The sequence below is a fragment of the Halomonas sp. SIMBA_159 genome (assembly GCF_046536035.1).
GTDB classification, from domain to species: Bacteria; Pseudomonadota; Gammaproteobacteria; order Pseudomonadales; family Halomonadaceae; genus Vreelandella; species Vreelandella venusta_A.
In genome coordinates this window covers 1-237 of sequence record NZ_JAWJBT010001570.1, presented here as the reverse complement: position 1 = coordinate 237, position 237 = coordinate 1, and the positions used below count along the sequence as shown (strand labels likewise).

General features: G+C 41.4%; 1 protein-coding gene. It reads right to left on the bottom strand.

The genetic code is table 11. The annotated features are described in order from the left end of the window. Positions 1–50 precede the first annotated feature (50 nt). A partial coding sequence (locus R0J87_RS24520) for a hypothetical protein (RefSeq protein WP_498889648.1) occupies positions 51–237 on the bottom strand: 187 nt, incomplete at its 5' end.

The window sequence follows — 237 nt, the reverse complement described above, 5'->3', positions numbered from 1 at the left end:
CCGTTTGATGAGCATGATCTTCCTTTATAACGGACAAATTTATACGATGTTTATACAGATGCAGCAGTACGCAAAATGGCATTCAGTAAGGCACGGAAACCATGACGTAATACTGAAAAGATTGATTCTTTTTTCAGCCACAGGCCGAGCAATACATCACCACAACACATTACCAGAATGAACCAAGTTGCACACCACTCTGTAGCATTGCTGTAATTGAGAGCCAAATCAACGGTC